Genomic DNA, 16,569 nt, shown 5'->3' with positions numbered 1-16,569 from the left:
ACCTAATTAAAGGAGGGGAGTCAATGAAAGTTCGATTAGGGGATCTTTTAGTGAACGAGCGTATGATTACACAAGCTCAATTAGATGAAGTTCTGAAGGAAAAATCGAATAATCAAAAGCTTGGTGACGCTCTTTTGGACCGTGGGTACATCACAGAACGAAAATTGATTGAAGTGTTGGAATTCCAATTGGGCATTCCACATGTTCGATTGACGAGTATACCGATCGACTCAAGTTTGACTGCACTTGTTTCTAAAGAAACCGCGCGACGTAATGTATACATACCAATTCAAAAACAGAACGATAAGCTGGTTGTTGCTATGGCTGATCCTTTGGATTATTACTCAGTTGAAGATTTGAGACTATCTACTGGATTTCAAATCACCCCAGTTATTGCAAGCAAAACGGAGATTATCCAGGCGATCAATAAGTACTATGGGGGTGCCGGTAAGGAAATCGTCACAGACAGCACGACAGGAGATACGAATGAAATTGAAGCCTCTGCAGTAAGGGTTGTGGAACAGATTTTGTCAGATGCCGTTGAAAGCCAGGCGAGCGATGTCCATTTTGATCCGCAGGAAAACCAATTAGTCGTCCGTTTCCGAATTGACGGGGTCCTCAGGAATGAACAGTCCTTTGTAAAATCGATGCAAAGTGCGATACTTTCGCGGATCAAAGTCATGGCCGATCTTGATATTACTGAATTTCGAATTCCGCAAGATGGAAGAATCAAGTTGAAACTGAATAACAGTAAGATCGATTTGCGGATTTCAACGATTCCCACCATGTTCGGAGAAAAAGTGGTCATACGGATCCTAGACCTCTCAAAAACGAATCTCCGCCTGGCCAATTTATTCATGAGTGAAAAGAACGAACATACCTTTATCAGCTTTCTCGATAAACCGAACGGATTGGTCCTTTTGACTGGACCAACGGGTTCCGGGAAAACATCGACATTGTACACCGGCTTGAACCGATTGAATAGAGAAGAAGACAACATCATTACGATTGAAGACCCTGTAGAGTATCAATTAGAAGGCATCAATCAGATTCAAGTGAACAATACGGTCGGCCTTACCTTTGCGAGTGGCTTAAGGTCAATATTACGGCAAGACCCGAATATCATCATGGTCGGAGAAATCCGTGATGCGGAAACGGCGGAGATTGCCATCCAAGCTTCTCTTACAGGCCATCTTGTTTTATCCACATTGCATACGAACGATGCCGTCAGTGCAATCACCCGATTGATCGACATGGGAATCGAACCCTACCTGATCTCTGCTGCTGTTACAGGAGTCGTCGGGCAGCGTTTGGTTAGACGGATCTGTGAAGATTGTAAAATCGAATACATCCCCTCAGACCAGGAAAAACGGTTGTTTCTATCAAAGGGGATGGACGTTGTAGTCCTATATGCAGGTGAAGGGTGTGTAAGCTGTAGACACACTGGTTATAATCGAAGGATTCCGGTTCAGGAAGTAATACAGGTCGACGATATTATCCGTGAACATATCCTTCAAAAAAACTCAAATGCCAGAATCAAGGAGCATCTGCAAAAGAACGGAATTCAATGGTTGGTAGATGATGGTCTTGAGAAAGCGAAAAAAGGACTTACAACGGTTGAAGAGGTCATTCGAGTGACAACGATCGATTAGGGGGTTAATCATGAAGTACGATATTGAACGAATTCATCAGTTATTGACGTATGCACATGGACTGAGAGCGTCTGATGTCCATTTGTCCATTGGTCTCGCTCCGATTTTTCGGGTACATGGTGAGCTCGTCCCTCGAGATATGGAACCATTGACACCAGAAGATACAGCGTTGATTGCAAAGTCCCTTATGAATGAACGGCAATGGGACGAGTTCATCGAGATGGGCGAAATTGATTTTTCATATGGGATTCAGGGTGTGTCAAGATTCCGAATCAACGCTTTCCACCAACGCTCAAGCATTAGTCTCGCGATCAGAGTGATTCCGACCATCATCCCATCTATTGAAGAATTAAGACTACCCGATACATTGAAAAACATCATGAACAAATCACAGGGATTGGTATTGATCACAGGGCCGACGGGGAGTGGAAAATCGACTACATTAGCTTCCATGATCGATTATGTCAATCAACAGTTGAACCGTCATGTCATCACGCTTGAAGATCCGATTGAGTATTTGCACCGACATCTGCAATCCATCATTGTCCAACGTGAGGTTGGACTTGATACGAAATCATTCCCGGCTGGTTTGCGTTCTGCTTTAAGGCAGGATCCAGATATCATACTTGTCGGCGAAATGCGTGATCTTGAAACGATTTCTACCGCGATTACAGCGGCGGAAACTGGACATCTTGTCCTGGGGACGCTCCATACAACCGATGCACCATCGACCATCGACCGGATCATCGATGTCTTTCCGTCTGAGCAGCAAGCCCAAATACGGATCCAACTGGCTTCGGTACTCGTATCGGTCTTTTCCCAGCGGTTGATTCCGAACATCAATAAAGATGGCAGAACCCTTGTCACCGAATTATTGATGAACAATCCAGGGGTGTCGAACCTGATCCGTAATGAAAAAATCTATCAGATCAAAAGTATGATGCAGACAAGCAAGTCACAGGGGATGTACACACTGGAAATGTCAATACAAGAAAAACTCCGGGATGGCAAGATTTCAAGGGAATCCGCCCAACCTTACCTAAAAGAGATGATGGTATAGATGCCTAGTTATTCATATCAAGGTCGAGATCAGTATGGGAAAAAAGCACGTGGTCAAGTCGATGCCGAAACCCGTGTGAAAGCAGTCAGTGTATTGAGAGAACGTGGGATCGCTGCGACAGAGGTCGTCGAGTACAAAGAAAATTTGTTCACAAAAGAGCTCTCGATCAGCACATGGATCAAGCCGCGTGATCTGGTCATTTTCCTAAGGCAATTCGCTGCCTTGTTGGACGCAGGGATTTCCGTAGTCCAATCGGTGCAAGTTTTAGAAGAACAAGCAGAACAGAAAACATTCAAACGCGCGTTGATCTCCATCAGGGAACAGGTTCAAGAAGGGGAGTCGCTTTCGATCGCGATGGAAAAGTACAAAAAGTTCTTTCCGCCGATGATCATTCAATTGACGCGTGTAGGAGAAGTAAGCGGAAACTTAGATGAGGCCATGCTTCGTCTAGCGGATTATTTTGAAAAACGGTATGAAATGCGTCAAAAAGTGGTTTCTGCACTCATTTATCCTGCTTTACTCGGAATTGTCGCTATCGCCGTCCTGAATGTGATGCTTTATGTAGTTGTTCCACAATTTACGGCAATGTACGCAAATTCGAACCATGAATTACCGCAGTTGACACAAATCGTCTTAGCAGTCAGTGAGTTCGGAAACACCTATTGGTGGGTAAATATTACTATTATTTGTCTATCTATTGTGGTTTTTTATGCATTTCGGAGAAATAAAACTAGTAAATATTACTTAGATTATGCTATATTGAAAGTACCAATATTTGGCTCGATTATACAAAAAACGCTAATTATCGAGTACGCTAGAACACTAAGCTCCTTATTCACTAGTTCAGTCCCCATTCTGCACTCCATGTCCATCACCAAGAATGTCCTTAACAATACAGTTTTTAAGAAAATAGTGGATGAATCAATCGATTCTGTAGAAGAAGGAAAGTCGATGACAGTTCCGATGAAAAACAGCTGGATCTTTCCGCCATTAGTCTTACATATGATTGCCATCGGAGAACAAACAGGTAACCTCGATGAAATGCTTCATAAAATTGCTAGTTTTTATGAAACAGAGGTAGAACATATCACGGATCGTCTTCGCACACTCCTCGAGCCGATATTGATTTTGATCCTGTCCGTCGTTGTTGGTGTCATTGTGTTGTCAGTCGTGTTACCGATGTTTGATCTGTACGAAAATATCAATCTTTAAGGGGAGAGTCATGTAATGAAAAAAAGTATGGTAAAGTCAGAGAGAGGATTTACGCTAGTCGAATTACTCGCAACAATCGTTATTTTAGGGATTATTGCTGCGATAGCGGTACCATCGATTGGGAAACTGTTGGAAAATACGAAACAAGATGCCCATAAGGCTAATGCACAACAGATTATCGAGGCTGCGAGATTGTATGTTCTTTCGGAAAATTCGTCAGCTACTTCTATCAGTGCAAGTGATTTAAGTCAAGCTGGATATTTAGAATCAGTACCAAAAGACCCTAGTGCAAATGATTCTTCATACAGCGGTACTGAGACAATTGTTACAATAACTACAGTTAATAATAAACATACCTATTCAGTAGATTTAGTTGCGAGTGATGATTCAACGAAACGTTACACGTATCCAGAGAATTAATTTGACAGACAATAACCCTCTCTCCTCGAGAGGGTTCATTTCTATATACGGAGTAGATTCAACATGTACATATTGTTTTTTATTTTAGGTTTGGTTTTCGGGTCGTTTTTCAATGTGGTCGGGTTGAGGGTTCCAAAAAAGGAATCGATTGTCCAGCCTGGTTCACATTGCACGCAATGCCAGACACCGTTGAAACCAATCGATCTTATCCCGATCCTGTCTTATTTTTTTACAAGTGGGAAATGCCGTTACTGCAAGACCAGGATCTCGATCATCTATCCAATCATTGAATTGGCGACTGGTATTCTGTTTGTCTTCAGCTTCCACCAATTCGGATGGTCACCGATGCTGATCGGCAGTCTTATTTTGATTTCGCTATTGATGATCATTTTCGTCAGTGATCTTTTCTTTATGCTGATTCCGAATAAGATCCTGTTCTTTTTTGCACCTCACATCATCCTCTACCGGTTATGGATACCGACGGATCCGTGGTGGGATGCTTGGATAGGTAGTCTAATAGGATTCTCCCTGCTATTTTTAATCGCTGTCATCAGTAAAGGCGGAATGGGCGGCGGTGACATCAAACTATTTGCGCTTTTGGGTTTGATGTTCGGTTGGAAAGGCATTTTGCTCGTGTTATTCCTAGCCTCCTTGATCGGTTCTATCGTTGGCATCAGCCTGTTCGCGATGAAGAAGGTCAAAAGGAAACAGCATGTGCCGTTCGGTCCGTTCATTGTAGTAGCCGCAATCGTGACGTTGTTTTGGGGAGAACCGATTTTACGCTGGTACTTAAGCTAAAGGAGTTTGTTCATCATGGCATGGTTACCTATTAAAAAGAAATACCCGATTTTTCTCGTATTCCAGGATGATTGTATTCGATATGTAAAATTGAAAAGCCGCTCTCCACTGGTCGTCCAGAAAGTTGGGGAAAAAATCATCCCGTCTGGGGTCATACAAGAGGGGAAGATCATGAATCCGAAGCTCCTTACCCAACTGCTTAACAAGTGTGTACAGGAATGGAAGATCAAAGGCAAGAAAGTCAGGATCGCGATACCTGATTCGATTTCCGTCATCCGTAAAGTTCCTGTTCCAGCCATAATCCCTGACGATGAATTAAAGGGATATATCCAGGTAGAGCTCGGAGCATCGATTCACATACCATTCGAAGAGCCGATCTTCGATGTACATAAGCTGCAGAAAAAAGAAGAGAAAATTGAGTATCTTCTTTTTGCAGCACCTGAGGATGTAATGAAAGAGTATGTAAGCGTGATGGAAGAAGTGAAGTTGAAGCCTGTAGGAGTGGAACTCGCCTCGCTTGCAAGTTACCGTCTTTTTTACGAGCTGGATTTGGTAGATGACCACCATCATTACCTATGCCTTCATCTTGAACGAATGGGGATCAACGCGACAGCTTTTCATCGGCATGTGCCGCTTTTCACACGGTACATCCCAATGCTATCACCGGAAGCTGCTGATGAAGCTTTCAACGACCGGATGATTACTCAACCTTTCGATATCGAGGAAAGATGGAATGAACTTGTGACGGAGATTGACCGGGTCATGAGCTTTTATCAATTCTCATTATCTGAAGGATCCAATACATTCGATGCATTCATCATATCCGGGGACCATCCTCAAGGTGAGCAATTTTCAAAGCAATCGACATCATATTTTGATCTGCCTCTAATAGAAGTTCCGGAAGGAAAAGTGGTGCTTGAGAGAGGCCTCCAGGTTCCGAAAATGTTTCATACAACCGTCGGACTCGGGCTGAAAGGGGAGTGATGGACATGCAAGTTGATATCAATCTACTCCCACAAAAAAAGACATCATCTTCGGCAAGTCGGAAGATAATGTTCTTCCTTCTGGCGATAAGCATAATAGGTATGGCGGGGATCGCGACGACGAAAATACTGGCTATGCTTGAAAGCGCAGAACTTGAAAAACAGGTAGAGATTTTACAGGATGAACGGAGTGAAATCGAAGGGCAATTAAATACAAGCTCAGAAAATAGTCAAGAGATGTTGAAGGAATTGAACCAGCTCATCACAAACAGGGTTGCTACCATAGCCGTTATCGATGAAATGATTGGACCGTTAAAAAACGGGTCCATTGAGCAAATCGGTTATTCCGAAGATGGTACCGTGACACTTGTAACAACGTTCACCCAACTAGAGCAAATCGCAGCGTATCAACGTCAATTGCTAGAGTCTGATGGAATTATGGATGTCACGATCGTCCGTGTATCGAAAAATGATCAGAGGATTGAGCCCATTGCTGAAGTGATCGAAGGCGAAACGAAAGAGACATCTAAAACACAGAAAACAAGCAATAACTATTATGCTGATTTTGAGATTGCCTTCCATACGGAGCGATTCACTAACAAAGGAGGGGGAGAATGATGCAGAAGGTACCTTCACAAAAGAGGTTGCTGATTCTATTTTCAATCATTGCCGTCTTGCTATTACTGGCAGGTTATCTGTTTATTGTTTATCCTTCTCTCGACCGGATCAATACGTTAAAGTCTCAAATCCAGGTGGAGAAGACCTTTATTGAAACTGCTGGAAAAAAGATGACTACTCTAAATGACGATCAAGAAGAAGTAAGCCTACATACTGCTCCAGAGGGAAAGAAAACAGATCAGATTGTGCTTGATCTACGGAAAGCAGAAAATGCCTCTAAAAGTGATATTCAAGAAATCCTGATGCAACAAGACAACGATGGACCTAGTGATAAAGGGCTGATTGATGGACAAGAATCTTTTTCGGTTCTACAACCGTATACGTTTTCAGTCCTCGTAAATGCCCCTGATCTGGATTCTATTAAAACATTCATAGATACAGTTGAACGATCGGAGCGGTTCTACAAAATTTTATCGATGGAAACTGCCAGTGGGGGAGAAGATACGAAATCGGTGACTTTTCAAATGGAAGTGGAGACATATCATCATAAATGAGAGCGTGTCAAAATAACTCGAACGCTTTTAAGGACAAGACGACAGGGGTCTTGTTCTTTTTTATTTTCTTTGTGATATAGTCTTCCTACCACTCTACCATCGGTGTTCTAAAGAAAGGCGTTCGTACATAGAATAGATTGAGTATAGAAGGAGTTGATAGGGATGCAAAACGAGTCTGACAAAATATCGATCAAAGTGAACGGGAAGGACATGCCTGTGATGGAAATGAAGGAAGAGCAGGAAGTTGCGGCTGCAATTGATCGGGAGTCCATTGAAACTCCGTTTGAATGGGTTCTGCCAAAAGACAAACCTTCTGACAATACTTATTTTTTCAACCAGAACCGAAGTGAAAAGCAGATAGAAGATTACCAACCGATTTCGTATGACCGTAAGCCAGGCTTACCTATCCATAGAAAGAAACAACGTATGCCTTTCAAGGGTCAGCTGCCATCCCCGAAAATGCCTTTTCAATTTCCGAAACGCTTGCTTATACCGATTGGAAGTGCAGTGATTATCGGTTGCATGATCGGTTTGATCGTTTTAATGATTTTTACTGGAGATGAGTTCAAGTCTCAAACAGAGCCCCAATCAGCAGGTGTCGTCCAGGAAAGTCCTGCTGGAACAGAAGAAGGGACAACAGGGACAGCAGTTGATGCAACGAAGATCGATGTTTCAATCAATACAAACATCATTCAAGGTGGTGTCTACTCGTCTAGTGAGAGTGCTCAGGCAGTCGTTGAGCAAGCGAAGGCTAGTGGATTTGCTGCTGTGTTCGATCCGGCAGATAATCGTGTCATTTTTGGTGTTGGCAATAATGAGGATTTGAGCGCACTCCTTCCTGACTATCAGAATATCGTGTCAGATGCGTATTCGAAAGAATGGGCTATTTCCGGAAAAGAGATTGCTGTGAATGATGAGAATCAGCTCCAATGGGTTGAGTCAGGAAAGATGTTATTTGAAAAAGTGTTGACAGCCGATGCGGGAGTAATCAATGACATGCAGTCTGAAATGCTAGAGTGGAAGAACGAGTCCCTCGGTTCCGTTTCTGTCCTTTCAAATGAACAACAAGAAAAGTCCGTAGCATTCATCAACGCTCTTTCGACAATATCTGAAAATACAGATGACAAATGGGATTTGCAGCAAGCGAAGTTGGATGCTGTAATCCATTACAAATCATTGATAAACAGTTTTTAAAAAAATCCTTTTAGTAGCAGTTGTTACAAGTAAAGACTGTTTTCGCAAACATTGTTGCTCTTGAAAGTCGTTGATTTCCGCTCTCCAGGATGCTCGCTTTCCGCGGGGCGTGCGGTGAGCCCACTCGTCGCCTTAACGACATTGAATGGTCTCACCTGTCCCGCTGATCCCGCAGGAGTCTCGCACCTTGCTCTACAATCAACTTGCATAAGGTGAGTTTTTAAAAATAATTCAAAAGCAACAATCTTTAAGAAAAGAGCCTAAGTAAAAGATATACAGTGAATTTAGCGGACACCAGAGCCGTTATTTGTGACAAAAACGGTGTTTTGGTGATTTTAGGAGACAGGAGAGCTGTTATTTTAAAAAAACCTGGTGTTTTTCAGTATTTTTCCATGTGTTTTTTGAAAATACGGTCTCTGGTGTCCGTTAGTTTCGTAAAATCAGTGTGAATTGGATAAATAAGGTCTCCTGTGTCCGTTAAGTTAGAAGTAACTTCGTTTCAATAGTGCATTCGTAGAACTTAACGGAATTACCTAGCACCTCAGTAATTCGGATGCCTGAGGAATGATTCAAATTCATCTGCTCATCGGTTCTCAGTTGATCTCCTGCGAAACTAACGCTAACACTTGTTTCCTTTTCTCCTCGAAAAAGGAAGTGAATTTCACCATACCATCCTACACAAATTCCACTGTGAAATATTACCTCCGAAATTCCTCTAAAATTCGACAAAAAGATAGACATAAAGCAGACCTCCTTTACGAATTATAATAAAGGAGGATAATGACTAATTTTGGTTGTTTTACTGGAAGGGATTTGATATTCTGTAAATAATCCCTTCGAAAGTAGTGAAATACCAATCATAACCTCTACTCTAGACGTAAAGGGTGATTGCATGAAAAGCCTCATTTTAGCCTCAGGCTCACCTCGACGTAAAGAATTACTCGAAATTGCCCGCCTATCATTTACTGTCCAAAAAAGCGCTGTATCTGAAGACATCAGTAAAGAATACTCTCCAGAACAATTTGTCGAAAAATTGGCCTTACATAAAGCTCAAGACATCTATCGTAAAAATCCGTCTCATGTTGTATTGGGGGCGGATACTGTTGTCGTGTTCAATAAACAGATCCTAGGCAAGCCTGAAAACGACAAAGAAGCGTTCGACATGTTGAGGAAGTTATCCGGCGAAACCCATCATGTATTCACAGGTGTTGCCATTATTTCAGAAGAAAAAAAGCGGATTTTCCATGGTGTGACGGAAGTAACGTTTTGGAATCTCTCTTCTGAGGAAATAGAAGAATACGTGAGTAGTGGAGAAAGTTCAGACAAAGCAGGTGCATATGGTATACAAGGCTATGGATCGACCCTGGTCAAAGAGATCAAGGGGGATTATTTCAATGTAGTCGGTTTGCCAGTAGCACAGGCAGTACGTGAATTGAAAGAATTCGGAATTTCAAATGATCTTAGTCAGTCACGGAATATATCCTAAGGAGGATCTGCATTTGGGTATCAAACCCCTGACAATCCGTGATTTTCCATTGAATGAAAGACCAAGGGAGCGTATGCTGAAGGAAGGTGCCAGCGTCCTCTCTAACCAAGAGTTGCTCGCGATTATTTTACGTTCAGGAACAAAAGAAGAATCTGTTCTTCAATTATCACATAGATTGATTCAGCAGTTTGAAGGATTGAACCTTTTGAAGGATGCAACGATTGATGAACTTATTGCTGTCAAAGGAATCGGCAATGCGAAAGCCGTTGAAATCCTGGCGTCTCTTGAATTAGGAAAACGAGTGAACAGGCTTCAGATCGAGGACCGGTATATCATCCGCTCCCCAGAAGATGGAGCCAATTATGTTATGGATGAGATGCGTTTTTTGTCACAGGAGCATTTTGTGTGTATTTATTTGAACACGAAGAATCAGGTATTGCATAAACAAACTGTGTTCATAGGAAGTTTGAATGCATCCATCGTCCATCCAAGAGAAGTGTTTAAAGAAGCAATGCGTCGATCTGCAGCATCGATCATCTGCTTCCATAATCACCCGAGTGGTGATCCGAATCCGAGTCGTGAAGACATTGAAGTAACTCAACGTTTATCAGAGTGTGGAAAGATTGTCGGAATCGATGTTTTGGATCATATTATCATCGGTGATCAAAAATTTGTAAGTCTTAAAGAAAAAGGCTACGTTTAGACTGTTCAAGCTTTACTGTTTGGAGTATAATCAAAGTTATGAGTTTTGCTAGTAATGAAGGGAGATTTACATAAATGTTTGGTGGATTTTCAAGAGATATGGGAATTGATTTAGGTACAGCGAATACGCTTGTATATGTGAAAGGGAAGGGTGTAGTCGTACGTGAACCTTCCGTTGTTGCAATCAACACAAAAAGTGGAGATATCGAAGCAGTCGGTAATGCGGCAAAAAATATGATCGGTCGTACACCAGGAAACATCGTCGCGCGCCGTCCGATGAAAGACGGGGTTATTGCTGACTATGATACTACTGCCACGATGATGAAGTACTATATTCAACAAGCTCAGAAAAACCGTTCTGTGTTTTCTAGAAAGCCATTTGTCATGGTATGTGTTCCATCCGGAATCACACATGTTGAAGAACGTGCGGTGAAAGAAGCGACAAAACAAGCGGGAGCTCGTGATGTGGAAACAATCGAAGAACCTCTTGCGGCAGCAATTGGTGCAGATCTTCCGGTTTGGGAGCCGACAGGTAGTATGGTCGTCGACATTGGTGGAGGAACGACGGAAGTCGCGATCATCTCACTTGGTGGAATTGTTGAAAAACAATCGATTCGGGTAGCAGGTGATGAAATGGATGACGCGATCATCCAGTACATCAAAAAGACGTATAACGTTATCATCGGGGAGCGTACAGCAGAAACAATCAAGTTGGACATCGGTTCTGCAGATGTTTCAGATGGTATAGAAGAGATGGATATTCGTGGACGTGACCTATTAACTGGATTGCCGAAGACGATTACGATTTCTGGTGAAGAAGTAGCAGGCGCACTGAAGGATACAGTCGATACGATCATGGATGCTGTGAAGCTTGCATTGGAAAAGACTCCGCCTGAGCTTGCTGCTGATATCATGGATCGTGGAATCGTACTGACTGGCGGAGGGGCGCTTCTGCGAAACTTGGACCGAGTCATCAGTGAAGAAACGAAAATGCCTGTCATTGTAGCTGAAAACGCTTTGGATTGTGTTGCGATTGGTACTGGACGAGCAATTGAAAACTACCAGCAGATCAGCAGTAAACCAGGATTTGGCGGCGGCCGTTCTAAATCAAAATCGTAAGAGGTGTAAATCGTGCCGCAGTTTTTTTCTAATAAACGATTGATTATTCTACTAGTAAGTATGATTGTTCTGGTGGCTATGATCGGTTTTTCCATGAAAGAACGGGAAAACATTTCATGGCCAGAACAATTTTTGCAAGATACCGTTGGATGGACACAATCTGTCTTTTATAAACCCGCACACTTTGTAGCGGGTTTCTTTGGGAATGTAATTGAGATGAAAGAAATCTATGAACAAAATAAAGTCCTGAAGTTACAGTTGAATGAGTATGATTCACTCGCAAGCCGGGTGAAAGATTTGAAGAAAGAAAATGAAACCCTGCGAAACACACTTAAAAAAGAAGAAACCCTGACAGATTATACGGTATGGCAAGCCTCTATCATCGGAAGATCACCAGAGAGATGGTATCAATCTGTCAAAATTAATAAAGGCAAGCAAGCTGGAATCGAACCAAATATGGCAGTCATTTCTGCACAGGGATTAATCGGGAAAATCGACAAAGTTTCAGCATTCCATTCAAGTGTAGAGTTGGTAAGCAGCCATGATCCGAACAGCAGGATTTCGGCAGTCGTAAATGGTGAAAAAGAGAGAGTATATGGTTTGATTCAAGGGTTTGACGAAAAGAAGAAAATGCTTTTGATGAAAATGATCCCGATCGATAAGAAATTAGAAGAAGGTCAAACCGTGACGACATCTGGTCTAGGAGGCATTTTCCCTGAAGGCTTAGAGATTGGAAAGATCGTAGAAGTAGAACCTGATAAGGTGGAACCAACTCAAACTGCTTACATAGAGCCAGCTGCGGATCTTTATGATATCAATCATGTAATGATCGTCAAGCGGGAAATGGAAGAAGTGGATGTTGAAATTGGGGATCCAGACCAAATAGAGGAGGAAGAAACGTCATGATCCGCTTTCTTCTTCCTTTTGTTACATACCTCGTTTTTATAAGTGAAAGTACCATCATGCAGGTTTTCACACCACAGCATCTGGATAACGAAACGATCCTTATCCCACGCTTCGTCGTTGTCATAGTGTGTTTCATCGCTATGTATATTTCACCGATCCGTGGTCTCATTTATGGAATAGCTTTCGGTTTGCTTTATGATGTGATTTTCACTGATTTGTTAGGGGTGTATATGTTTTCGATGGGATTGACAGCCTATGTGACGACGTTCATAGCCAGATATTTCCACGGGAACATATTTGTGACGTTATTCATTATGCTAATAGGTCTTTCTGCATTTGAATTTTTAATTTATGGGTTATATAGCTTAATAGGCGTAGCGAATGTGATGTTGGAAACCTTTATCTATCAGCGGTATCTCCCGACCTTGATCCTAAATGGTGTATTCGTCGTTTTAGTCTATTACCCACTGCGGAAATGGTTGCTTGATATAGCCATGGAATTGCAAGAAAAATAGAGTGGAAAAAAGGATTCCCATTTGACATTGTCGAATTTGTGTATGTTGAGGTGAACAGGGTAATGGCACAGAAACAAAAACAACAAAAATCAAATACTCATTATGTAACGATTAAGGGGACGAAAGAAGGACTCATTCTTCATCTTGATGATACATGCTCTTTCAATCAACTTTTGGAAGAATTGGAATCGAAGTTGATCTATCCTGGAACAGAGGATTCTTCAGAAAGCCCGAAGATTACGGTGAAGGTCAAAGTGGGCAAACGGTATTTGAGTGAACCTCAGGAAGAGACTTTGAGAAATATCATCTACCAAAAGAAGAACCTGTTAGTCGATGTCATTGAATCAGACGTCATCACGCGTAAAGAAGCAGAGTTCATGAAAAAAGAGAATGAAATCACTTCTGTAAGCAGGATGATACGCTCTGGTCAGATATTGAAGGTTCAAGGCGACTTACTATTAGTGGGTGATGTGAATCCTGGTGGTACTGTCGCAGCTACTGGAAATATTTTTGTGATGGGAACATTGAAAGGGATTGCCCACGCAGGCTGTGAAGGTCGTAAATCAGCCGTCGTAGCAGCTTCTGTATTGAAACCAACCTTAGTTCGTATTGCAGATCAATTTATAAATGAAGAAGAAAATGAACTAGAGTACTCTGGTGATTGTGCATATTTAGATGAAGAGGATAATATGATCAAATTCGATCGTATGCACATCTTACACCAGCTCAGACCCGGTTTAAACCGATTGTAGGGAAAGGGGAATGTTTTGTGGGTGAAGCTATCGTTATTACATCTGGAAAAGGCGGAGTTGGAAAAACAACAACCACAGCCAACATAGGGACATCACTTGCACTTCTTGGAAAGAAGGTTTGTTTAATCGATACAGATATCGGTCTCCGAAACCTGGATGTGATTATGGGCCTTGAAAATCGTATCATCTACGATCTTGTAGATGTTGCACATAACCGCTGTAAATTACATCAAGCTTTGATAAAAGATAAGCGATTCGAGTGTTTGTACTTATTACCCGCCGCACAGACTAAAGATAAAAGTGCCGTCAAACCTGAACAAATGAAAACGATCGTGACGGAGCTCAAACAGGACTATGATTATGTCATCATCGATTGTCCTGCAGGAATTGAACAAGGGTTCAAAAATGCGATTGCAGGCGCTGATAAATCGATCGTTGTCACAAATCCTGAGACCTCATCGGTACGAGATGCAGATCGGATCATCGGTCTACTGGAACAGGAAGACATCGAAGCTCCTAAGCTTATTGTCAACCGCCTGAAGCCTCATATGATGGAAAGTGGCGACTCATTGGATGTCGATGAAATTGTTTCGATTTTAGCGGTCGAATTATTGGGGATCGTTACAGATGATGAACTTGTCATCCGCGCTTCCAACCGTGGTGAACCGATTGCGTTGAATCCGGATACGAAAGCCTCGCAGGCATACCGGAACATCGCTCGCAGGATTCTCGGTGAATCTGTGCCGTTGATGTCGTTGGAGCAAGACAAAGGTCTATTCAAAAAAGTGAAGCAATTCTTCGGAATGAGATCATAAATCAAAGCCGGATTCGAATGGGAAACCCAGGAGAATCCGGCTTTTTTACTATGTAGAGAAATTTACCTAGCCGACTCTATATTGCTTTTCATCCAATTCTGATTGTAAATCTACAATAGTCATAAACACCACGGACAAGTCATAAACATGTACAAACCAGATGTAGAGGATGGGTGTCTATGAAAAGCAGAGCGGATGAGATACGGAGAAAGTATCACAATCACATAAAAAGAAATAATCCTGGTTCCAATCATTCCTACCCTGACTATAAGGATAAGCGAAATGAAGGAGGTCATCCTTTATTTTCTTCCCAGGGATTTCTTTTTCGTTTGATGGCAGCGGTATGCTTATTTTTAATTGTGGGAATTGTCTTCAAGAACCCATCTGAAAACCTTAATCCTGTACGTAACTTGGTCAATAATTCCTTTGAACAGGAATTTCAATTCGCTTCGATCGCAGGATGGTATGAAGAGAAATTCGGAAAACCGCTTGCGTTGTTTCCGACTGAAAGTAAGGGTAGCGAGGTTGCTGATACGGGTAAAAAAATGGAAGATTATGCGCTCCCAGCGAACACGAAAGTCCTTCAATCGTTCAAAGATAATGGCCAAGGAATTTTGCTGGAAACAGGTAATGAAACAGACGTTTCAGCCATTAAAGAAGGATTTGTCATCTTTGTAGGAGAAAAGGACAAATTAGGCAAAACGGTTGTGGTCCAGCATTTTGATGGTAGCGAGTCTTGGTATGGAAAGCTCGATAAAATCGATGACGGCATCAAACTCTATAATTATATCGATTTGGGGACGACTCTAGGGAAGGTAACGATGGAAGAGGGATCAGAAGCGGGCATGTTCTATTTCGCAATCAAGGATAACGGCGGGTTTGTAGATCCTATGAAAGTTTTGTCCTCTGAATAATGCTCAAGGTCCTCTCCTTGATACGAATAAACCCGCTTCTCTGGCTGGTTGCATTGATCGGCATCACAACTGGTCACTTTCGGGAGTTTCTTGTTTTGTTTCTCATCATCCTCATTCATGAGCTGGGACACGCGTTCGCAGCACTTTTTTTCAAATGGCGGTTGGTTAAAGTGGAATTACTGCCTTTTGGAGGTGTTGCGGAAATGGACGAGTACGGGAATCGACCCTATCATGAGGAAATCATCGTCACATTAGCTGGTCCTCTCCAACATGTTTGGATGATCAGCCTCGGTATGTTCTGCTTATATAATGGTTTAGGGGACCCGTATACACTTGAACTTCTGATATCGATGAATTGGATGATTTTATTGTTCAATTTACTTCCCATTTGGCCGCTGGATGGCGGAAAGCTCCTTTTCCTATTCATCACCTTGTTTTCCCCATTTAAAAAAGCAAAGAAATTCATGTTGTTGATCTCCTGTATATTTCTGCTCATCTTTACAGGGGGATCGCTCCTTTGGTTTGCTTTTCATTTGAATTTGATTATCATCGTATCTTTCTTACTTTATGCTCACTATGTGGAATGGAAACATCACCCGTATGTGTATGTCCGATTCTTGTTGGAAAGGATGAGTACAAAAGAAAAGCCAAAGAGGAACAAAGTCATCAGTGTTCACCCGGCAACAAGTGTAGAAAATGTACTTGCCGGATTATATAAAGGGTGCAGCCATGACATATTAATAAAATCAGCCCCTCCACATATGTGTAAAGAAAAGGATATATTGTCGGCTTACTTTAAGCAGAGTGCCGGTTCGTGTGCAATTGAGGATCTTTTTCGTTAAAATATTAAAGTAGAAGTTCAAACGTAA

Annotated in this window: 18 protein-coding genes; all 18 read left to right on the top strand. The window is 42.1% G+C overall.

Going from position 1 to position 16,569, the window contains the following annotated elements; genetic code table 11:
* The first annotated feature begins 23 nt into the window (after positions 1 to 23).
* Positions 24 to 1,652 (top strand): GspE/PulE family protein, encoded by a 1,629-nt coding sequence (locus ACTWQL_RS11695; RefSeq protein ID WP_443142619.1) that lies wholly within the window; start codon positions 24 to 26, stop codon positions 1,650 to 1,652.
* 10 nt (positions 1,653 to 1,662) lie between these two features.
* Positions 1,663 to 2,712 (top strand): type IV pilus twitching motility protein PilT, encoded by a 1,050-nt coding sequence (locus tag ACTWQL_RS11690; protein WP_443142618.1) that lies wholly within the window; start codon positions 1,663 to 1,665, stop codon positions 2,710 to 2,712.
* Positions 2,713 to 3,924: a type II secretion system F family protein gene (locus ACTWQL_RS11685; RefSeq protein WP_443142617.1), complete on the top strand. Its 1,212-nt coding sequence runs from the start codon at positions 2,713 to 2,715 to the stop codon at positions 3,922 to 3,924.
* Positions 3,925 to 3,939: 15 nt separating this feature from the next.
* Complete coding sequence (locus ACTWQL_RS11680; RefSeq protein WP_443142616.1) at positions 3,940 to 4,344, top strand: type II secretion system protein; 405 nt, start codon at positions 3,940 to 3,942, stop codon at positions 4,342 to 4,344.
* 63 nt (positions 4,345 to 4,407) lie between these two features.
* A complete protein-coding gene (locus ACTWQL_RS11675; protein ID WP_443142615.1) occupies positions 4,408 to 5,142 on the top strand; it encodes a prepilin peptidase in 735 nt (244 codons plus the stop codon).
* A 15-nt stretch (positions 5,143 to 5,157) separates the two neighbouring features.
* Positions 5,158 to 6,126: a type IV pilus biogenesis protein PilM gene (gene pilM, locus ACTWQL_RS11670; RefSeq protein WP_443142614.1), complete on the top strand. Its 969-nt coding sequence runs from the start codon at positions 5,158 to 5,160 to the stop codon at positions 6,124 to 6,126.
* Between the two features lie 5 nt (positions 6,127 to 6,131).
* A complete protein-coding gene (locus ACTWQL_RS11665) occupies positions 6,132 to 6,743 on the top strand; it encodes a hypothetical protein (RefSeq protein WP_443142613.1) in 612 nt (203 codons plus the stop codon).
* A complete protein-coding gene (locus ACTWQL_RS11660) occupies positions 6,740 to 7,297 on the top strand; it encodes a hypothetical protein (protein ID WP_443142612.1) in 558 nt (185 codons plus the stop codon). Before ACTWQL_RS11665 ends, ACTWQL_RS11660 begins: the two co-directional genes overlap by 4 nt.
* 162 nt (positions 7,298 to 7,459) lie before the next feature.
* Positions 7,460 to 8,491, top strand: a complete 1,032-nt coding sequence (locus ACTWQL_RS11655) for a hypothetical protein (RefSeq protein ID WP_443142611.1) — start codon at positions 7,460 to 7,462, stop codon at positions 8,489 to 8,491.
* An 892-nt stretch (positions 8,492 to 9,383) separates the two neighbouring features.
* Positions 9,384 to 9,977, top strand: coding sequence for a Maf family protein (locus ACTWQL_RS11650; protein ID WP_443142610.1), 594 nt, complete (start codon positions 9,384 to 9,386; stop codon positions 9,975 to 9,977).
* A complete protein-coding gene (gene radC, locus ACTWQL_RS11645) occupies positions 9,946 to 10,680 on the top strand; it encodes a RadC family protein (RefSeq protein ID WP_443142609.1) in 735 nt (244 codons plus the stop codon). The genes ACTWQL_RS11650 and radC overlap by 32 nt, the downstream gene beginning before the upstream one ends.
* Positions 10,681 to 10,754: 74 nt before the next feature.
* The gene (locus ACTWQL_RS11640) at positions 10,755 to 11,798 is read left to right on the top strand and encodes a rod shape-determining protein (protein WP_443142608.1); all 1,044 of its coding nucleotides are present in this window, start codon (positions 10,755 to 10,757) and stop codon (positions 11,796 to 11,798) included.
* A 12-nt stretch (positions 11,799 to 11,810) separates the two neighbouring features.
* Entirely contained in the window at positions 11,811 to 12,704 is an 894-nt protein-coding gene (gene mreC / locus ACTWQL_RS11635) for a rod shape-determining protein MreC (RefSeq protein ID WP_443142607.1), read from the top strand.
* Positions 12,701 to 13,219, top strand: a complete 519-nt coding sequence (gene mreD / locus ACTWQL_RS11630) for a rod shape-determining protein MreD (protein WP_443142606.1) — start codon at positions 12,701 to 12,703, stop codon at positions 13,217 to 13,219. Before mreC ends, mreD begins: the two co-directional genes overlap by 4 nt.
* 62 nt (positions 13,220 to 13,281) lie before the next feature.
* Positions 13,282 to 13,971 (top strand): septum site-determining protein MinC, encoded by a 690-nt coding sequence (gene minC, locus ACTWQL_RS11625; protein ID WP_443142605.1) that lies wholly within the window; start codon positions 13,282 to 13,284, stop codon positions 13,969 to 13,971.
* 17 nt (positions 13,972 to 13,988) lie between these two features.
* Positions 13,989 to 14,786 (top strand): septum site-determining protein MinD, encoded by a 798-nt coding sequence (minD, locus tag ACTWQL_RS11620; RefSeq protein WP_443142604.1) that lies wholly within the window; start codon positions 13,989 to 13,991, stop codon positions 14,784 to 14,786.
* 179 nt (positions 14,787 to 14,965) lie between these two features.
* On the top strand, positions 14,966 to 15,700 hold the full coding sequence (locus tag ACTWQL_RS11615; RefSeq protein WP_443142603.1) for a peptidoglycan DD-metalloendopeptidase family protein: 735 nt from the start codon (positions 14,966 to 14,968) through the stop codon (positions 15,698 to 15,700).
* A gap of 95 nt (positions 15,701 to 15,795) precedes the next feature.
* The gene (locus tag ACTWQL_RS11610) at positions 15,796 to 16,542 is read left to right on the top strand and encodes a M50 family metallopeptidase (protein ID WP_443142602.1); all 747 of its coding nucleotides are present in this window, start codon (positions 15,796 to 15,798) and stop codon (positions 16,540 to 16,542) included.
* Positions 16,543 to 16,569: the final 27 nt, after the last annotated feature.

It is taken from the genome of Pseudalkalibacillus sp. R45 (assembly GCF_052246725.1).
Lineage (GTDB): Bacteria > Bacillota > Bacilli > Bacillales > Fictibacillaceae > Pseudalkalibacillus.
This window is presented reverse-complemented; position numbering and strand designations above follow the sequence as displayed.